Genomic DNA, 15,886 nt, shown 5'->3' with positions numbered 1-15,886 from the left:
CGCAGGGCGCCGCCACGATCAGGCGATCGAGCCGGTGTGCTTCTCCAGGAGCGCCCAGGCATCGTCGCCGAACTTGCCCTTCCACTCCTTGTAGAAGCCGGCCGATTGCAGCTTGGCCTGGAACGCCTTGGTGTCGACCTCGTGGAAGGTCAGGCCGCGGGCGCGCAGGTCCTGCTCGGTGGTGCTGCTGCGCTTGAGCATGTCCTCGCGCTGCGCCACGGCTTGCGTGTTGAAGTGCTTGGCGACCACGGTCTTCACGTCCTGCGGTAGGCCGCGCCAGACCTTGCCGTTCGACAGGAGCCAGAAGCCGTCCCACATGTGGTTGGTCTTCGAGAGATGCTTCTGCACCTCGTAGAGCTTGGCCGTGTCGATCAGCGTCAGCGGGTTCTCCTGGCCCTCGGCGATCTTCGTTTGCAACGCCGAGTACACTTCCGCGAAGTTGATCGTCATCGGGGCGGCGTCGAAGGCCTTGAACATCGAGGTCCACATCGGGCTCGGCGGGACCCGGATCTTGAAGCCCTTGAAGTCCTCCGGCTTCAGGATCGGCCGGCTCGACGAGGTGGTCTGGCGGAAGCCGTTCTCCCAGATGCGGTCGAAGGCGTAGAGGCCGGACTTCTCGATCTGCGCCCGCACATGGGCGCCGAGGTCGCCGTCCATCGCCGGCCACAGCTTGTCGTAGGAGGCCCAGGCGAAGCCGACGCCGCTGATCGAGGCGGCCGGCACCAGGGTGGCGAGGATCAGGGGCGAGAGGGTGAAGAATTCCAGCGCGCCGGAGCGCAGCTGGCTCAGCATGTCGGTGTCGCCGCCGAGCTGGTTGTTGGGAAACAGCTTGATGTCGACCTTGCCGCCGGTCTCCTCGCGGATCGCGTCCGCGGCCTTGGTCATGTAGACCGTGAGCGGGTGGCTGATCGGCGTGTTGTTGGCGGCCTTCAGGGTGAACTCGGCCGCGTGCGCCCGGGTGATGCGCAGCACCGCCGGGCCCGCGACGGCGCCGGCAACGGCGAGATGAAGCGCGCGGCGGCGCGTGAGCGTGGTCATGGCGTCCTCCTGGTCAGGTCCGGCATTCCGGGACCGATGGCGTTCCCCGCGTCTCCCGCGCGGGTCCGCCGTGGCTTAAAGCACGTTTTCTCGCCTGCCGGCACCCATCCGCCGGCCGGCCGCCTGTTAGATGCACCGGCCGGCATTCGAATGGTGCGCGGGCGCCGAAATGCTCTAAGGAGGGGCTCGATCCGTCACGCGGACGGCGCCCGGGCGCCGGCCCGAAGGTGTCTTCCCGAAGGTTCTCTGCCGCCCGCCATGTCCCTCGTCCGCTCGATCCTGTTCACCCTCGCCTTCTACGTCGTCACCGCAATCCTGCTGATCGGCGGCCTGCCGGCCCTGGCCACGCGGCGCAGCGTGGTGTGGCTGGCCCAGACCTGGGGCCGGATCATCCTCCGGCTGCTCGAGGCCATCGTGGGCCTGCGGGTCGAGTTCCGCGGGCTCGAGCACCGCCCGGCCGGGGCGTGCCTGGTCGCCGCCAAGCACCAATCGGCCCTCGAGACCCTGGCTCTCGTCACGGTGCTCGACGACTTCACCTACATCCTCAAGCGCGAGCTGATGTGGCTGCCGCTGTTCGGCTGGTATCTCGCCCGCAGCGAGATGGTGGCGATCGACCGCTCGAAGGGCTCGCGCGCGCTCGCGCTGATGAACGAGGAGGCTGCCGCCGCCATGGCCGACGGCCGCCGCCTGATCATCTTCCCCGAAGGCACGCGGCGCGCTCCGGGCGCCCCCCCGGCCTACAAGTACGGCGTCGCCCACATGTACGACCGGCTCGGCGTGCCGTGCCTGCCGGTCGCGCTCAATACCGGGGTGTTCTGGGGCCGCCGCCGCCTGACCTACCGGCCCGGCACCGCCATCATCGAGTTCCTGCCCGCGATCCCGCCGGGCCTGCCGCGGGACGCGTTCTATGCCGAGTTGCAGGAGCGGATCGAGACCGCCTCGGACACCCTGGTGCGGGAGGCGGGCCTGCCCGGCTCCGCCGGCGCCGCCATGCGGGCGCAGGAGACCTAGGGCCTGTCGTCACTTGATCCAGAGGAGCGTAGCGGCGAGGCAGAGGACGCCCATGAAGCTGACGGCAGTCTTCTCGTAGCGTGTGGCAACGGCCCGCCATTCCTTGAGGCGCGCCCACAGTCGCTCGACGATGTTGCGATTGGTGTAGATCCAGTCAGGACAGGCGAGCGGGGCCTCGTTGCTCTTGGTCGGGATCGCGGGCCGGGCCCCGGCGGTCCAGATCGCCTCGCGAAAGCCGTGGCTGGAGAAGCCACGGTCGGCCACCACCCACTTCGGCACCCCGGGCAGTTGATCGAGCAGCGGAAGGGCGTGGGGCAGTTCATGCGCCTGACCGGGCGCGAGGCGGAAACCGACGGGGCGGCCCCGTCCATCGGCGATCACGCAGGCCTTGGTGCCATAGCCGCCACGCGAGCGGCCAAGAGCTTCACGATGGTCTCGCTCGGCTCCAGATCCCCCCTTTTGGCCGCGCCCGCCGCCTTCTGGTGGGCTCGAATGTTCGTGCCGTCGAGAAACACCATGCCCAGCGCGACGCCGCGGCTCTGCACGAGGTCGAGCAGCCGCTCCCAGACGCCGGCGCGCGCCCAGCGGATGAAGATCTGGGCGGCCTGCCACCAGGGACCCAACTCGGCTGGAATGGCCCTCCAAGAGGCGCCGTTGTGATGCCGCCAGAGGATGGCTGAGATCGTGCGGCGCAGCTCTTGGGGCGGCGTCTTGCCTTTGGGCCGGCAGGCTTCCACCAGCGGTTCCAGTTCGGCCCACTGAGCGTCCGTCAGCATCGTGTCTCCTCGCTCAAAGCGGGGAAACGCTCATCCTCGCAGAGAGTTCAAGCGACAACAGGCCCTAGTCCGTTCGGTGCGCCGGCATCGTCCCGGTCTCGTTTCCTGGATGAGGGCGGGGTCGGACAGCCTGGGACAGGTGGCCGGGAAGGCCCGGAATCTCGCACCTTCGTGCGGTATCGAACGTAGTCCAAGCACAGCCGTACGCGGTCGCGCGCGGCTGAACATGAACTCTTCGTAACCTGGAAACGATATCGCCGTCTCGTGCATTTCATGGACCTCACTCTACAGGAGTCCATGATGCGTTGGAGCATGATTGCTGGCGCCGCGATCCTCTCCGTCGGCGCCGTCGTCGGCACGGGAACGACCGCGGAAGCGCGTGACGGGTGCGGCCCGGGGTTCCACCAGAACTGGCGCGGCTGGTGCCGTCCGAATCTCGGACCGCGGATCTACTACGCCCCGGTCGTCGGCTACCGGAGAGTCGTCGTCGGCCCGCGCTGGGGCTATGGCTGGCGTCGCGCCGGCTGGCACCGGCCCTGGGGCTACGGCTATCGCCCGGTCGGCTGGCATCGCCCGTGGGGCTACGGCTATGGCGGCGGCTGGCACCGCGTCGGCTGGGGCGGGGGATGGGGCCACCACGGCTGGCATCACCGCTGGTGAATGAGCGTGCGGCGGCCGGATTCCGGGCCGCCGCGCCGCTTCATCGGGCTCTCGATCGGTCAGGCCTTGAACCCCGCGCACCTTCTCTCCAGATCTGTGTGAGTCCGATCGTTCGCGCTTGACGGACGTCCGGAATCGGAACTAGGCTGGAACAAATGGCGAACAAGCGAGCCCTGTCCTGGTCGGTGGCGATGCGGGACATCCAGAACGACCGCGCGAGGAGAATGGACGTGCGTGAGGAGCGCCTGAGAACGGCCACGAGCCTGCGCGGCACCCCGGCGCTGCCGCTGAGTGCCTGGCGCGGCCGCTCCGGCCGCCGCTACGTGGTGGGGATCCACACCCTCGACGACGATCCGGCGGAGGTCGGGGAGGCGGTGGTGATCGCGGTGCGCCGCGGCGGCGACGGCACCGCCGAGCTGGTCGCCGTGGCCGCCGCCGGCGAGAGCCCGCGCGAGCGGCTCGCCCGCGGCTGGCTCACCCGGGCCCGTGCCCGCGGCGCGACCGAAATGCACGTCCATCGCCTGGCCGAGGATGCGGCGGCGCGCCGCGCGGTGGTGGCGGATCTCGGCGGTGCGCCGGCGTGACCGATCCTCAGTAGATCGGGCCGGACGACCAGGTCGGGCTTCCGAGCGGCAGCGGCTCCGGCAGGGCGCGGGGCTCGGCGGCGAGGACCGGCCGCGGCGCGGGAACGTGCGGCGGGGCGTAGGCCTGGGCCGGTGCCGGGCGGGGTGCTGGCGCGCGGGCGACCTTCGTGCCGGCCTCCCGGGCGCTCATCGGCGACAGGCCGTAGGGGTCGTCCTCCTCGACGTCGATCGGCGCCGGATCGGGGGCGGGCTGCCAGGCCGGCGGCTTCCTGCGGATCGGCGAGAGCGGCGTGCCAGGCGGCGGCAGCCGCGATTCGTACTTGATCAGCGGCTTGCAGATCCGGCGCAGGCCCCTTGGATCGTGCCGCGCCAGGTCGAGATGCAGGTGGTCGTAGTGGTAGACGTTCGACCCCGGGGCCAGCACCGTCGTGAAGTGGTTGCAGGCGCCGAGGAAGACTTCCCGCAAGAAGCCCTGCTCGGCCTCGGTGCCGCGCCAGCCGCCCTTCACCGTCACCACGTAGCCGTCGGCGAAGCGGAAGGACATCACGTCGACGGCGTTGCCGAACGAGTGTTCGGAGAGCTTGGCGCCGACTTGGTTGTTGCGGCCGCGGCAGGAATACGAGCCGGAATTGATCTCGACCACCGGCTGGCCGAAATACACCTCCGCCGCCGGCTGCACCGTGCCGGCGAGCCAGGCCTCGACCTCCGGAATGATCGGGCAGGCCAGCGTCATCCGCTGCTTGAGCGCCACCGTGCCGCCGGCGAGCCGGGTCACCCGGAACGGATGCACCATCCCGCACACGCCCGGCCCGTCGATCTCCTTGATCGGCTGGATGTCCTCGCTCGGACGAACGAGTTTCTGGGCGAGGCAGACCTCTTCGGCCTGATTCCGCCAGGGTTCGCGCTGCTCAAACCGGTTGAGCGCGCATCCGGTAAGCCCCAGGCCGAAGAGCGTGAAGGCTGAGAACGCTACGATGCCACGACGCATGATGCGTACGATGCGCGCGATGCCGTAAACACGGCGTCAACCGTTGCCGTCAGCACTTGCCCCGGGATGGGGCGAATCGCGCACGCGCAGCGCTTCTCGAACGGGACCGTTCGCTCACGCGAACCGTTTGGCCCCCGCGACGCACAGCACCACCAGCCCGGTCACGGCGATCATCGACGGGGCGACCGGCTCGCCGAGCAGCAGGCCCGCCAGCGCAAGGCCGAGGAAGGGCTGGAGCAGTTGCAGCTGGCCCACGCCCGCGATGCCGCCCCGCGCCAGGCCGCGATACCAGAACACGAAGCCGACCAGCATGCTGAACACCGAGACGTAGGCGAGGCCGAGCCAGGCCGGACCGCCGACCTCCGCGACGCCCGCCGGACGGGTCGCGAGCGCCAGGACCAGCATCGCCGGCAGGGCGAGCACCAGGGCCCAGGAGATCACCTGCCAGCCCCCGAGCCGGCGCGACAGGGCCGCCCCTTCCGCGTAGCCGAGCCCGCAGATCAGGATCGCGGCGAGCATCAGGAGGTCGCCGGCCAGCGAGCCCGCGCCGCTCTGGACGAGCGCGAAGCCCGCCACCGCGCCGCTGCCGAGGAGGGAGAACAGCCAGAAGGCCGGCCGCGGCCGTTCGCCCCCGCGCAGCACCCCGAAAACCGCGGTGGCGAGCGGCAGGAGGCCGATGAACACGATCGAGTGGGCCGAGGTGACGTGCTGGAGCGCCAGCGCGGTCAGGAGCGGGAAGCCCAGCACCACCCCGAACGCCACGATGGCGAGCGAGACGAGGTCGGACCGGGCCGGCCGGGCCTGACGCAATCCCCACAGCAGGGCCGCCCCGAGGGCGGCCGCGATCACCGCCCGGGCCGAGGTGAGGAAGAGCGGCGAGAAGCCCCCCACCGCCACCCGCGTCGCCGGCAGCGAACCGCTGAAGATCACCACCCCGAGGAGCCCGCTGCCCCACCCATCCGCCGACCGCTGCATGGTTCCAGTCTCTTGTCGCGTCTGGACGGGATCTGGCGCGGGATCCCCTCTCCAGGCGATCCCAGGCTTGCCCGGGATCGCCTGGAGAGGGGAGACCTGCGCCTCGTTCCGTCCCGAACAGCTCGCCATCCGGCGAAGGAATTATCGTCGGGCGGCTACCTCGCGAAGGTACAGTCCCATACAGTCGCGCCGAACTGTATGGGTCACGTCGGCCACACTGTCGGGGGCGGGGCGATGGCGGAAGGCGGCCGCACGGCGGCGGTGATGGCGGCGATCCGGGGGCGGATCGCGGCGCGGGGGCTGGCGCCGGGCGAGAAGCTGCCGTCGATCCGCGGGCTCGCCGCCGCCATGGGCGTCTCCCCCTCGACCGTGGTCGAGGCCTATGAGCGCCTGGCGGCCGAGGGCGCGGTGCGCTCGCGGCCCGGCGCCGGCTTCTACGCCGCGGCGGCGGCGCCGCTGACGCTCGCCGAGACCGTCCCGCGGCCCGACCGGGCGGTGGACCCGCTCTGGGTGTCGCGGCAATCCCTCGACGGCGAACCCGGGATCCCGAAGCCCGGCTGCGGCTGGCTGCCGCCGGCCTGGATGCCCGTGACGGCGCTCCGCCGCGCCGCCCGCGGCCTCGCCCGGGCCGAGGATGCGGTGCTCACCGATTACGGCGCCACGCGGGGGCCGCTGCCCTTGCGCCGGCTGCTGGCACGGCAATGCGCCGGCGAGGGGCTCGCGGTCGGTCCCGACCAGGTCCTGCTCACCGGCTCGGGCACGCAGGCGATCGACCTGATCTGCCGCCTGCTGGTGCGGCCGGGCGACACGGTGCTGGTCGACGATCCGTGCTACTTCAACTTCCAGGCGCTGCTGCGCGCCCACGGGGCCAACGTGGTCGGCGTGCCCTATACCGAGGCGGGGCCGGACCCGGAGCGCTTCGCCGAGGCCGCCGCCGCGCACCGGCCGCGTCTCTACGTCACCAATTCGGCGCTCCACAACCCGACCGGGGCCACGCTCTCGCCGGCGGTCGCCCACCGGCTGCTCAACGGGGCTGCCGCCCACGACGTCACCATCGTGGAAGACGACATCTTCGCGGCCTTCGAGCCGGAGCCGTCGCCGCGTCTCGCCGCCCTCGACGGGCTGGCGCGGGTGATCCGGATCGGCAGCTTCTCCAAGACCCTCTCGGCCTCGATCCGCTGCGGCTACGTCGTGGCGAAGGCGGAGTGGATCGAGGCGCTGATCGACCTCCAGGTGGCGACGAGCTTCGGCGGGGTCAGCCCGGTCGCGGCGGAAATGGTCGCGGGCGTGCTCGGCGACGGCCAGTACCGCAAGCACCTCGACGGATTGCGCCGGCGCCTCGACCGGGCGCGGCGCGAGGCCGTCGAACGGCTGGCCCCCCTCGGCATCCGGCCCTGGCTGATGCCGCGGGGCGGGTTCTATCTCTGGTGCAGCCTGCCCGACGGGCGCAACGCCGCGGACGTGGCCCGGGCCGCCCTGCGCGAGGGCGTGGTGCTCGCCCCCGGCGACGTGTTCAGCGTCTCGCGCACGGCCGGGCACCGCATGCGATTCAACGTGGCGCAGATGGGGGACGCACGGGTGCTGCCGGTGCTGGAGCGCGCCCTGGCGGCGCCGGCGGCGTGACGTCGGCGACCGGGATGTCGGAATCCGGGCTCTGGTGGCCACGATGAAGGACGAGGACGGAGGAGGGCCGGCCGGTTCCTTGCGTGAGGGTAGGAGAGAGAGACAGGACCAGCAGCGCCGCCATGGTGACGTTGAAGGCACGGAGTTGGGACGGCGCCGTGAGGACGCGGCGCAGCCCGACGCCGAACGCCGCCCAGGCGCCGACGCAGGGTGCGTTCACGACCGCGAGCATCACCGCAAGGATGCAGACGGCCGGGAGGCCGGCCTGCTGCGGCAGGTACGTCGTGATCGCCCCGAGTGCCATGATCCAGGCCTTCGGGTTCACCCACTGAAAGGCGGCGGCCGCGACGAAGCTCATGGGCCGCGGCGCCGCACGGTCATCCTCCGCGCCCCGCAGGGATGAGTGCCGCGCGCCGGCGGGCCATCGTGGAGGTCTGCCGGGCGCATGACGTGCACATCGTCGAGGACGGCGTCTATCAGGCCGGCGCCGGGGAGGAGCCGCCGCTGGTCACGCTCGCGCCGGACCGGTGCCTCTGGGTCGGCAGCCTGTCCAAGACGGTGAGCCCGGGCTTGCGTGTCGGCGTGCTCGTCGTCCCGCCCGACATGGTGCGGTCGGCGTCCTTCGCCCTGCAAGCCCTGCCCTTCGCCCCGTCGCCCCTGTCATGCGCCGTCATCGAGGATTGGCTGGCGAACGGGACGATCGATGCGGTGCGTGCGGAGCTGACGGCGGAGGCCGCGCGGCGCGCCGACCTCGCGACCGCTCTGCTGCGCAACCGGCCCCTGATCTGCCGCCCGACCGCCTATCATGCCTGGCTGCCGTTGCCGCGCCAGGCGGCCGAGCGGTTCACTGCCGCGGCCGCCGGTCTCGGCATCGCCGTGACGCCGCCTCGGGCGGTGATGACCGATCCGGACGATGATGACAGCGGCATCCGTCTCTGCCTCGGTGGACCGGCCCTCCGCGACCTGACCCGGGCGCTCACCCTCTTGTCCGGCATCGGGCAGGAGCTGCCGCCGGTGATGCGATGAGGGAGCCGGTCACGATCGCCACGCCCCATCGGATCATCGTTCCGATGACCATGGGCGCGGGCCCCCGACGCGGGAGACCTGCGTCTAACGGCAAGCGACGGATCCCCCTTGGCGCACGATCCTCTCTCCAATGCGTACGCTTTTGCGTACAGACGCAGGGTGCCTTGACGCATGTCAGACTGACGGAATTTCGCCAGAGCATCGCAACGCATTTCGACCGGGTCGAGCGCGACCGGGAGGAACTGGTGGTCACCCGCCAGGGCCATGAGCCCCTGGTTCTGCTTCCGCTCGCCGAGTTGGAGAGCTTGCGGGAAACCCTTCACCTCCTCGGTACCCCCGCCAAGGCGCGGCGCCTGATGCGGTCGATCGAACAGCTCGACGCAGGCCGAGGGGTTGAACGCTCGCCGATCGAACCCGATCAGTCCAAGGACACAGCCGAGGGATGAGGCTCACTTTCTCGGACGAAGCCTGGAACGAGTACCTGTTCTGGCAAAGCGAGAGCGAAGCCACGCTGCACCGGATCAACGATCTCATCAAAGAGGTCAAACGTACTCCCTTCACGGGAACAGGCGAGCCCAAGCCTTTGAAGTTCAAGCTCGAGGGGTGGTGGTCGCGCCGGATCTCGGGAGAGCACAGGCTTGTCTATCGCGTGAGCGGTTCCGGCGCGGCCCAGACACTTGAGATCGCGCAGTGCCGGTGGCACTACGACGACTGATCTCGCAAGCCTGCGCATAACGGAGCGGCGGCACGCCCTCGACTCCAGACCGCAGGCCAGCTTGCCGCCGTCATGCTTGGCCGGCACCGCCGACCCCGATTCTAGGCGACTGTTCCCCGGTCAGCGAGACGGCGAACGGGAGCTTGAAGCCTCTTGCCGTCCCGCGCCCGCCGTAGCCGAGGCGGGCAAGGCCATTTCGGCAAGAGATCCGCCGGAACTGGTGCCAGCCCATGCCGGCGGCGGGTTCGGGGACGCGCCCCTCACGCCATCCCCTCAGGGGCGCCCCTCGGCCTCGACCAGGCTGGTCCTCTGACCGAACACGGAGAGGCTGAGCGCCGCCAGGGCCCAGGCGCAGATGGCCGCGTAGAGCATCACCCAGCCGAAGCCGTGCCGCAGCGCCTCGCGTGCCGCCGCGGCGCCCAGCTCGACCCCGCCCGGCACCCCGGCCGCGAGATGGCCGGCGGCGATCGCCTCGGCCAGCCGGTCGAGAAGCCCGGCCTCTTCCTGCGGCAGCTGGCGCGCGAGGCTGGCGCGGATGCCCTGCACCAGGATGAAGCCCATCAGCGCGATGTTGATCGCGAGCGAGATCATCCGGGCGCTCATGTCCATGCCCGAGGCCATGCCGGCCCGCTCAGCCGGGACCGCGGCGGTCGCGGTGTTGGTGACGGGCGTGTTGGTGAGGCCGAGGCCGGTTCCGGCGAGGAGGCAGCCGGGCAGCATCGCGGCCCAGCTCGCCGGATCGACGGCCGAGGCGGCGCGCATCAGCACGAAGCCGAGCCCGATGGTGAAGAGGCCGAGCGGGATGACCCGATGCGGACCGTGGCGCCGCAGCAGCGCCTCGGCGACGGGCGGCACGAACAGGGTCGGCAGCGTATAGGCCAGGAGCGCGAGGCCGGCCCCGACGCTGTCGAGCCCGAGCACCGCCTGGAAGTGGATCGGCAGGTAGATCACGAACGGCCAGAAGCTGAAATTCATGCCGCTCGCGCCGAGGAGCGCACCCGAGAAGCGGCGGATGCGGAAGGCGCGAAAATCGAACATCGGCCGGGCCGTCCGGGTCTCGACGGCGACGAACGTGGCGAAGCTCAGCGCGCCGAGGGCGGCCGTGGCGAGGCCGGCCGGATCCTCGGGCGAGAGGGCCTCGCCCCTCGTGATGAGGGAGACGAGGCAGAAGACCGCCACCGACAGCGTGACCATGCCGGCAAGGTCGATCCGCACCGCGTGAGGGTCGCAGGATTCCTCCACGCCGGCCCGGGCGAGCAGCATCGCGATGACGGCCAGGATGGCGTGGACGAGGAAGACCCACTGCCAGGTCGACAGCGCGACGATGACGCCGCCGATGAGCGGGCCGAAGCCGAGGCCGATGCCGAAGACGATGCCCCACCAGCCGAAGGCCCGGCCGCGATCCGGGCCGTCGCGAAACTGATGGGAGAGGACGGCGACCTGGCAGGCCAGCATTGCCGCGCCGCTGCTGCCCTGGAGGAAGCGGGCAGCGATGAGCAACGATGCGCTGGTGGCGAGTCCGCAGATCAGGGAGGCCATGCCGAACACCGCGATGCCGGCGAGGAAGACGCGCTTGCGGCCGAAGCGGTCGGCCAGGGCGCCCATCGCCATCAGCCAGGTCGTCATGGCGATGGTGTAGGCGTTCATGATCCATTGCAGCTGCCGGAAATCGGCCGGGAGAACCTGCTCCAGGGTCGGCAGGATCGCCGGGATGCTGGAGATCTCCAGCCCCAGCATCAAGGCGGACAGGCATACGGCCGCGAGGGCGAGGACGTTGCGCGGCGGTCGAGGGGTGGACATGCGAGGGGGGGACATGGACGGCTCCTTGCGGGCTGCCGCGGCGGGAGGCGCGCGCGCCTTTCGCGATGGTCCTGCATCGCGAAAGGGGCACGTTGCGGCAGCGCGGGTGACGGCGCCGCACCGTGTCCCGGGCTCGGCCATGACACAACGCGATGGCACGCTATATCAGTGACAACGGATCATGATGGATGGCGGCCATGCTGACCTTGGATGTCGATGCGGTCCGGGCCTTCGTGCTGGTGGCGGAGCACAGGAGCTTCACCCGCGCGGCCGAGGCGCTCGGCACGACGCAGGGGGCGGTCAGCGTGAAGCTGAAGCGGCTGGAGGACCGGCTCGGCCACCGGCTCATCGAGCGGACGCCCCGGCAGGTGCGGCTGTCGGCGCAGGGCGAGACCTTCATCGCGCCGGCGCGGGAGTTCCTGGCGTCGCATGAGCGGGCCGTCGCCGGGCTGACGGTGGCGCGCCGCCGCTTCCGGCTCGGCATCGCCATCCACGTGATGGGAACGGAGGTGCCGACCCTGCTCGCGCGCCTGAAGAGCCTCGACCCGGCCCTCACGATCGAGGTCCTGCTCGACACGTCCTGGGCGCTGATGGCCTCCTTCGATGCCGGAGCCCTCGACGCCGTGATCGTCCGCAGCGACGACGACCGGCGCGAAGGCGAGGTCCTCGGGCCGGAGCATTTCGGCTGGTTCGCCGCGCCGGACTTCGCGCTGCGCGCGGGCGAGCCGTTGCCGCTCGCCACGCTCTCGCCCTGCTGCGCGGTGCGCGACGCGGCGACGCGCCTGCTCGATCGCGCCGGCATTCCCTGGATCGAGGTGTTCGTCGGCGGCACCGCGGCCAACGCCGCGGCCATCTCGGCGGGGCTCGCGGTGGCGGCGTTTCCGTGCCGGCTCGCACCGGCGGATTCCATCGAGGTCGGCGATCAGCTCGGCCTGCCGCCCTTGCCCTCCCACGAGATCGTCCTGCACTCGTCTTTGTCCGATGCGAGGACGAAGGCGACCTTGCGCACCATCACGGCGGCGTTCCGCGAGCACCGCAAGCCGGCGGGCGGAACCTGCCTGACGCAGCCGGCCTGACGCCGACGGTGTCACCCGGGGCCGATCGAGGGATCAGAATGTAAGGGGGGGTGGTGCGGGCGGTCGGACTCGAACCGACATATCCGTGAGGACGGCGGATTTTGAGTCCGCTGCGTCTACCAATTCCGCCACGCCCGCGCGCGGTGAAGCCCCTCTCCTGTGCCGTGCGAAGCGGGAGCGTGTCAATCCCGTGCGGTGCGGCCATTGCCCTGGCGATGTGCGCCGCGCGGCTCGCTGGACGGAGTGTCCTTGCTGGGCGAAGCGTCCTTGGCCGTCTCCGGCGCCTCGTTGATGCCCGGCGCGATGCCCGGTGCGATCTGGTCGGCGCTCGGACCCGCCTTCGGGTCGGGCGCCGGCAAGGTCGAGACGTCGTGCGAGCCCTTGACCGTGGTGGTGACGCCGGCCGGGGAGACGGCGGGATCCTCCGGCCGCTTCGGGCTGAGGCGGCCGACGAAGGCGCTGAAAACGTCGCGCAGGCGGTCGCCGGGCTCCGCATAGGCGCCGACCGAGACCGTCGCGGTCATGCCGGCGACGAGGGCGAGATCGGGCGGCACCTGCTCGATGCGGATGCGGACCGGCACCCGCTGGGCGAGGCGGACCCAGGTATAGACCGGATCGACGCTGGGCAGACCCTGCGTGCTCGCCGCCGCGTTCGGGGTGCTGATGCCGCGGGTGATGCTGTCGACCCGCCCGCGGATCGGCGCGGCATAGCCCATCAGGGCCGCGGTCGCCGGGTCGCCGACCCGGATGTGATCCATCTTGGTCTCCTCGAAATAGCCGTCGATCCAGTACGAATCGGCGTCGATGACCGAGATGTTGCGGGTGCCGGCGGTGGCGTAGTCGCCGACCCGCAGGAGCAGGTTGGTGACGTAGCCGTTGACGGGGCTCCGCACCTCCGTGCGCTTCAGGTTGATCTCGGCCTGGGCGGCCTGGGCCTGCGCTTGCGCGAAGGCGGCCTCCGCCTGCTTGGCGGTGCCGGCGAATTGCTGCTTCTCCTCGATCGAGGTCGAGACCGTCGTCAGCGCCTCGCGCCGCGCGGCCTGGGCGCGCTTGACCTGGAGGTCGGCGGCCCGGTTCTCGACGTCGGCCTTGGCGGAGTCGAGCGCGATCTTGAAGTCGAACGGATCGATCACGTAGAGCACGTCGCCCTTCCGCACGAGCTGGTTGTCGACGACGCGCAATTCGACGATCTGGCCCGAGACCTGGGGGGCGACGCTCGCCACCTGCACCCGCACCCGGCCGTCCCGGGTCCAGGGCGCTGTGACGTAATACTGCCAGACGATCAGGGCGGCGGCGGCGGCGAGCGCCAGCACCACGAGGGTGGCCAGGATCCGCAGCAGGCGCCGGCCCCGGGTCGTCCGCTTGACCGCCACGTTTCCCTCCTCACACCAGCACGATCAGAAGCGCCAGGATGCAGACATAGAGTCCCGCCTCGGCGAGCGGCGGGTTCGCGAAGACGCGCTCGAAGCGCACCAGGCGCAGGAGCGGCCGTAAGCAGAGCAGGATCGCCAGGGCGGCGGCCGCGTAGACGACGAAGGGGGAGACCAGCACCCCGCCGATCGTCAGGTCGTGAAACATGGCCTACCGGGTTCCCCACAGGTCGAGGCGGCGCAGCACCCGGCCCTGCCCCTCGACGACATAGGACGCGGCGGCGAGATCGGCCACAACCCGCGTGGCGGTGCGGCGCGATTCGGCCGGCGCCGTGCGGGCGGCGGCGAGGAGGGCGGCACAGGCCTCGCGCAACGGCTCCGCCTCGGCCCGTCGCAGGGCCGTGCGGACCTCAAGCACCGCCCCGTCATAGGCCGGCACGCCGGCGAGCTGGTTGAGGCCCGCCTGCGCTCCGGCGGCGGCCGTGTCGAGGGCGGCGAGCGCGAAGGCGTGTCGCAAGGTGGCGCGGCGGACGGCGCCCGCGGCGCAGGTCCAGCCGGCGAACTGCACCAGGCGGTCGGCATCGAGGTTGACGCGCTCGTCGGCCTCCTGCGGCTCGCCCGACAGAGCCTCGATCACGTCGGCCCGGGCGGCCTGAAGCGACCAGCGCCGGCGCTGGGCGTTGGTGGTCGGCAGCACGATCCGGATCACCAGGAACAGGATCAGCCCGGACACGCAGAACAGCACGGACGCGTTGATGTAGGATTCCGGGTTGTAGGGCTGCGGGTTGGCCGGCGACAGCACGACCGGGAAGAACACCAGCAGGATGAAGCCGAGGCTCGCGGTCCCCGGCCGCAGGCTGAGCAGGCAGGCGGTGACGATCACCGGCGCCATCGCGATGGCCAGCAGCGGAAAGCCCTGGCCGCCATCGAGGACGATGAACTCGACCACACCGGCGCAGGCCGCGGCCAGCGGCATGCCCCACAGGGCGCCGGTGGCGAAGCCGATCGGGTTCGGGTTGATCGAGGCGAGCGCCGCGAAGGCCGAGACCTGGAGCAGGGCCGAGGAGGTCGCCGGCCAGCCGCTCAGCACGAAGAGGGCCGCGCTGATCGCGATCGTGATGACGACCCGGGTGGCGTTGCGCAGAGCGTCCGGGAAGTCGCGATGCACCGGCAGGCGCATGTCGCGCATCGGCGCGCGGCCGGTCTCCAGCGCCTCGATCCCGTCCTCCGCCAGCCGGTCCTGGCGCAGGAGGTCGATGGCGCGGCGGTGCCGCAGCACGGAATCGGGATGCGCCTCGCCGCTCGCCGCCAGCGCGTCGAGGCGGGCCATCAGGTCGGGCAGGGCGTCCCGGTCGCCGTCGAGGCCCGCGAGCACCCTGGTCCGCAGGTCTTCGGGATCGCCGGAGCGCGTCACCGCCAGCGCGAAGGAGCGGGCCGCCGCCACCGAGGCGAACAGGGCCGCCACCGCGCTCCTCGCCCCCGCGGCCCGGTTCTCGCCGTCGTGGAACTCGGTCGCGACCACCCCGATCGCGTCGCGCGGCGCGGCCACGAGGCGCATCGCGTCGGCGGCGGCCTCCGGGCCCGGATCGCCGTCCCGGATCGCCTTCCGGACGACGTCGCGCACCGCGTCACGGCCCTTGGCCAGGCCGGCGCTGAGGTCGGGGAAGATGGAGGGAGCGCCGAGCGCATCGTTGATGAAGGTGATCGAGACGATGCCGAGGGTGATGGCGGCGACGCGCTCGATGCCGGTGGTGAACACCGATTGCGGCGCGTCGATATTGTTGATCGCGATGATCGCCACCGTGTAGCCCGACAGCATGGCGCCGTAGGCCTTGGTGCCCTGGAGATAGTTGGCGACGAAGACGCAGAGGCCCATCCAGGTCGCGAAGGCGACCAGCATCTCGACCCGGTCCTGCGCGAACAGGGCGGCGAAGACGATCGCGACCGCGAAGCCGACCAGCGTGCCGAGGAACCGGTAGGCCGCCTTCGACAGGGCCTGGCCGCGCCGGGGCTGGGCGAGGATCGCGACCGTGACGGCGGCCGAGGAGGCGCTCTCGAGCTGGAGCCAGAACCCGGCAGCGAGCGCCAGCATCATGGCAAGCCAGATCCGCAGGGCATAAGCCCAGGCGGAGAGCGGCGGCGGCTCGAGCCGGTCGAGGACGGCATCGATCCAGCCGCGGCGTTCCGTCGTCACCTCGGCCATATCACGCCCCGGTTCCTGTCACGCCCCGGACATCGATCGTG

General features: G+C 71.2%; 16 protein-coding genes, 1 tRNA gene and 1 pseudogene. 8 read left to right on the top strand and 10 right to left on the bottom strand.

Annotation, left to right across the window (positions count from 1 at the left end):
- Positions 1-18: 18 nt before the first annotated feature.
- On the bottom strand, positions 19-1,038 hold the full coding sequence (locus tag DA075_RS31755; RefSeq protein WP_099957125.1) for a TRAP transporter substrate-binding protein: 1,020 nt from the start codon (positions 1,036-1,038) through the stop codon (positions 19-21).
- Positions 1,039-1,296: 258 nt separating this feature from the next.
- Here DA075_RS31755 and DA075_RS31750 point away from each other — a divergent pair, with 258 nt between their 5' ends.
- Entirely contained in the window at positions 1,297-2,049 is a 753-nt protein-coding gene (locus tag DA075_RS31750; RefSeq protein ID WP_099957124.1) for a lysophospholipid acyltransferase family protein, read from the top strand.
- 9 nt (positions 2,050-2,058) lie between these two features.
- Here the strand turns inward: DA075_RS31750 and DA075_RS31745 are convergent.
- Positions 2,059-2,825, bottom strand: a protein-coding gene (locus tag DA075_RS31745; protein ID WP_099952440.1) for an IS5 family transposase whose coding sequence is annotated in 2 segments (ribosomal slippage) — positions 2,059-2,510 and positions 2,510-2,825 — 768 coding nt in all. Because the reading frame shifts where the segments join, the coding sequence is not laid out codon by codon here.
- A 300-nt stretch (positions 2,826-3,125) separates the two neighbouring features.
- Here DA075_RS31745 and DA075_RS31740 point away from each other — a divergent pair.
- Together DA075_RS31740 and DA075_RS31735 are read left to right on the top strand one after the other, a co-directional pair.
- A complete protein-coding gene (locus DA075_RS31740; RefSeq protein ID WP_099957123.1) occupies positions 3,126-3,485 on the top strand; it encodes a GCG_CRPN prefix-to-repeats domain-containing protein in 360 nt (119 codons plus the stop codon).
- Between the two features lie 155 nt (positions 3,486-3,640).
- Entirely contained in the window at positions 3,641-4,069 is a 429-nt protein-coding gene (locus tag DA075_RS31735) for a hypothetical protein (RefSeq protein ID WP_174800192.1), read from the top strand.
- A gap of 7 nt (positions 4,070-4,076) precedes the next feature.
- Here DA075_RS31735 and DA075_RS31730 read toward each other — a convergent pair whose 3' ends face one another.
- Positions 4,077-5,057, bottom strand: coding sequence for an extensin-like domain-containing protein (locus DA075_RS31730; RefSeq protein ID WP_099957122.1), 981 nt, complete (start codon positions 5,055-5,057; stop codon positions 4,077-4,079).
- A gap of 114 nt (positions 5,058-5,171) precedes the next feature.
- Positions 5,172-6,032 carry a DMT family transporter gene (locus tag DA075_RS31725; protein ID WP_099957121.1) on the bottom strand — a complete coding sequence of 287 codons (861 nt, stop codon included), beginning with the start codon at positions 6,030-6,032 and terminating at the stop codon, positions 5,172-5,174.
- Positions 6,033-6,266: 234 nt separating this feature from the next.
- On the opposite strand from DA075_RS31725, the gene DA075_RS31720 reads away from it, so the two are divergent.
- A complete protein-coding gene (locus DA075_RS31720) occupies positions 6,267-7,655 on the top strand; it encodes an aminotransferase-like domain-containing protein (protein WP_099957564.1) in 1,389 nt (462 codons plus the stop codon).
- Here the strand turns inward: DA075_RS31720 and DA075_RS36175 are convergent.
- A complete protein-coding gene (locus DA075_RS36175; protein WP_123834522.1) occupies positions 7,582-8,013 on the bottom strand; it encodes a LysE family translocator in 432 nt (143 codons plus the stop codon). The genes DA075_RS31720 and DA075_RS36175 overlap by 74 nt on opposite strands.
- A gap of 41 nt (positions 8,014-8,054) precedes the next feature.
- On the opposite strand from DA075_RS36175, the gene DA075_RS31710 reads away from it, so the two are divergent.
- The 3 genes from DA075_RS31710 to DA075_RS31700 all read left to right on the top strand — a co-directional run bounded on the left by DA075_RS31710 (position 8,055) and on the right by DA075_RS31700 (position 9,396).
- On the top strand, positions 8,055-8,681 hold the full coding sequence (locus tag DA075_RS31710) for an aminotransferase class I/II-fold pyridoxal phosphate-dependent enzyme (protein ID WP_099957119.1): 627 nt from the start codon (positions 8,055-8,057) through the stop codon (positions 8,679-8,681).
- A gap of 164 nt (positions 8,682-8,845) precedes the next feature.
- On the top strand, positions 8,846-9,127 hold the full coding sequence (locus DA075_RS31705; protein WP_099957118.1) for a type II toxin-antitoxin system Phd/YefM family antitoxin: 282 nt from the start codon (positions 8,846-8,848) through the stop codon (positions 9,125-9,127).
- Complete coding sequence (locus DA075_RS31700; RefSeq protein ID WP_099957117.1) at positions 9,124-9,396, top strand: Txe/YoeB family addiction module toxin; 273 nt, start codon at positions 9,124-9,126, stop codon at positions 9,394-9,396. The genes DA075_RS31705 and DA075_RS31700 overlap by 4 nt, the downstream gene beginning before the upstream one ends.
- A 273-nt stretch (positions 9,397-9,669) precedes the next feature.
- Here DA075_RS31700 and DA075_RS31695 read toward each other — a convergent pair whose 3' ends face one another.
- Complete coding sequence (locus tag DA075_RS31695) at positions 9,670-11,211, bottom strand: MFS transporter (protein ID WP_232389065.1); 1,542 nt, start codon at positions 11,209-11,211, stop codon at positions 9,670-9,672.
- Positions 11,212-11,393: 182 nt separating this feature from the next.
- Here DA075_RS31695 and DA075_RS31690 point away from each other — a divergent pair, with 182 nt between their 5' ends.
- Positions 11,394-12,272, top strand: a complete 879-nt coding sequence (locus DA075_RS31690; protein WP_210207090.1) for a LysR family transcriptional regulator — start codon at positions 11,394-11,396, stop codon at positions 12,270-12,272.
- 51 nt (positions 12,273-12,323) lie between these two features.
- On the opposite strand, the gene DA075_RS31685 is transcribed toward DA075_RS31690, so the two are convergent.
- The 4 genes and pseudogenes from DA075_RS31685 to DA075_RS31670 all read right to left on the bottom strand — a co-directional run bounded on the left by DA075_RS31685 (position 12,324) and on the right by DA075_RS31670 (position 15,836).
- A tRNA-Leu gene (locus DA075_RS31685) sits at positions 12,324-12,410 on the bottom strand.
- Positions 12,411-12,772: 362 nt separating this feature from the next.
- Positions 12,773-13,645 (bottom strand): annotated as a pseudogene (locus DA075_RS31680) (efflux RND transporter periplasmic adaptor subunit); the annotation flags it as partial.
- Between the two features lie 10 nt (positions 13,646-13,655).
- Positions 13,656-13,850: a DUF1656 domain-containing protein gene (locus DA075_RS31675; RefSeq protein ID WP_099957114.1), complete on the bottom strand. Its 195-nt coding sequence runs from the start codon at positions 13,848-13,850 to the stop codon at positions 13,656-13,658.
- Between the two features lie 3 nt (positions 13,851-13,853).
- The gene (locus DA075_RS31670; RefSeq protein ID WP_244936700.1) at positions 13,854-15,836 is read right to left on the bottom strand and encodes an FUSC family protein; all 1,983 of its coding nucleotides are present in this window, start codon (positions 15,834-15,836) and stop codon (positions 13,854-13,856) included.
- Between the last annotated feature and the right edge of the window lie 50 nt (positions 15,837-15,886).

This window comes from Methylobacterium currus, assembly GCF_003058325.1.
Lineage (GTDB): Bacteria > Pseudomonadota > Alphaproteobacteria > Rhizobiales > Beijerinckiaceae > Methylobacterium > Methylobacterium currus.
Note: the sequence above shows the minus strand (reverse complement) of the source record. Positions and strands in the feature narration are given on the sequence as shown.